2 protein-coding genes and 1 pseudogene are annotated in these 1,446 nt (G+C 61.7%); 1 reads left to right on the top strand and 2 read right to left on the bottom strand.

Features of this window, described 5'->3' with window-relative positions; translation table 11 throughout:
* Together EN994_RS31235 and EN994_RS31230 are read right to left on the bottom strand one after the other, a co-directional pair.
* Window positions 1-146 (bottom strand): annotated as a pseudogene (locus tag EN994_RS31235) (carbohydrate ABC transporter substrate-binding protein); the annotation flags it as partial.
* A 26-nt stretch (window positions 147-172) separates the two neighbouring features.
* Window positions 173-421, bottom strand: a complete 249-nt coding sequence (locus EN994_RS31230; protein ID WP_127312659.1) for a hypothetical protein — start codon at window positions 419-421, stop codon at window positions 173-175.
* 128 nt (window positions 422-549) lie between these two features.
* On the opposite strand from EN994_RS31230, the gene EN994_RS31225 reads away from it, so the two are divergent.
* Window positions 550-1,446: LacI family DNA-binding transcriptional regulator (locus EN994_RS31225; RefSeq protein ID WP_127308141.1), on the top strand; the 897-nt coding region annotated here is incomplete at its 3' end.

Raw genomic sequence — 1,446 nt, 5'->3', positions numbered from 1 at the left:
AATGCCTTGGCAAGTTCGGCACCCGCCGCGGCCTCGCCGCCTGAAGTCCACCAATGGGTGACTTCCAGGTCCGTCGCGGCCGCCTGGCCGGCAAATTGCAGTGCAGCCGTCGCCGCCAGGGCAGCGGTCAAAAATCTGTATCGCATTTCGGCTCCTCCCAGAATCTGAAACGTTACAGATTTTCGATACGGCAATTGCGCGGGCTGTGCAACCCATCAACGAAGCGCCCTCGATATTTTTTCGGGCCGCGAACAAATCCGCCTGAATGATCGCGCTTCTCATGCACTGCAGCATGGTTTGCTGCGGCGCAAACACCGAAATGCCGCCTGATACGGGCAAAAGGCGGCGGCAGGGCGATTTCTCCTGGAATCCCAATGCGTTTCGCAAAAAGAACCATCCACCTCGTGACGAGGACATACATCTCGATACTGGCAATCTGTAACGTTTCAGTATATTGACGCTTTGCCGGGGCTGGGACGCATATCGTATCGCTATGACGGCGATTGCCGACATGGCCCGCGGCTGCTATGCGCCTGACGGGCGGGACGAATGGACAGACAGCGTACGGACAAGAACGGGGAGAACTCGGCACAGGGACGGCCGACGTTGAAGACGCTTGCCTTCATGACCGGGCTCGGCGTCACCACCGTGTCACGCGCCTTGAAGGATGCCCCGGAAATCGGCGCCGAAACCAGGCGCCGCGTCCAACTCGTCGCCAAGCAGATCGGCTACCGGCCGAACCGCGCCGGCGTGCGTCTGCGCACCGGCAGGACCAATGTCATCAGCCTCGTGCTCAACACCGACCGCGAGATCATGAGCTTCGTCTCGGACATCATCTACGGCGTTTCGGAAGTGCTCGCCGAAACGCCCTATCACCTGATCGTCACGCCTTATTCCCGCTCGCAGGATCCGATGGAGCCGATCCGCTATCTCGTCGAGACCGGCTCGGCCGATGGCGTCATCATCTCGCGCACCCAACCGAACGATCCACGCGCCCGCTACATGCTCGAGCACGGCATGCCCTTTGCCACGCATGGCCGCACCGACATGGGCCTGGTCCACCCCTACCATGACTTCGACAACCATGTATTCGCGATGGAAGCCGTGCGCCGCCTGGCGAGCATGGGCAGGCGCAAGCTGGCGCTTCTGTCGCCGCCACCCGGGCTGACCTATTATGGCCACACGCTGAACGGCTTTGCCGATGCGCTGAGCGAGGTCGGCGCCAGCGAAATTCCGTTCAACACCGTTTCCATCGATCACACGATCGAGCAGATCAGGACCAGGACCGCGCAGGTGATGCGCCGCGAGAACAGGCCGGACGGCTTCGTCAGCAGCGCTGCCGCCGCGACACTGGCTATCGTCGCCGGCATCGAAGATGCCGGCCTCAAACTTGGCCGCGACGTCGATGTCGTGTCCAAGCAGTCGTCGGACCTGTTGCACCTGTTC

Origin of the sequence: Mesorhizobium sp. M7A.F.Ca.CA.002.09.1.1, assembly GCF_003998555.1 — a bacterium.
GTDB lineage: Bacteria > Pseudomonadota > Alphaproteobacteria > Rhizobiales > Rhizobiaceae > Mesorhizobium > Mesorhizobium ciceri.
Note: the sequence above shows the minus strand (reverse complement) of the source record. Positions and strands in the feature narration are given on the sequence as shown.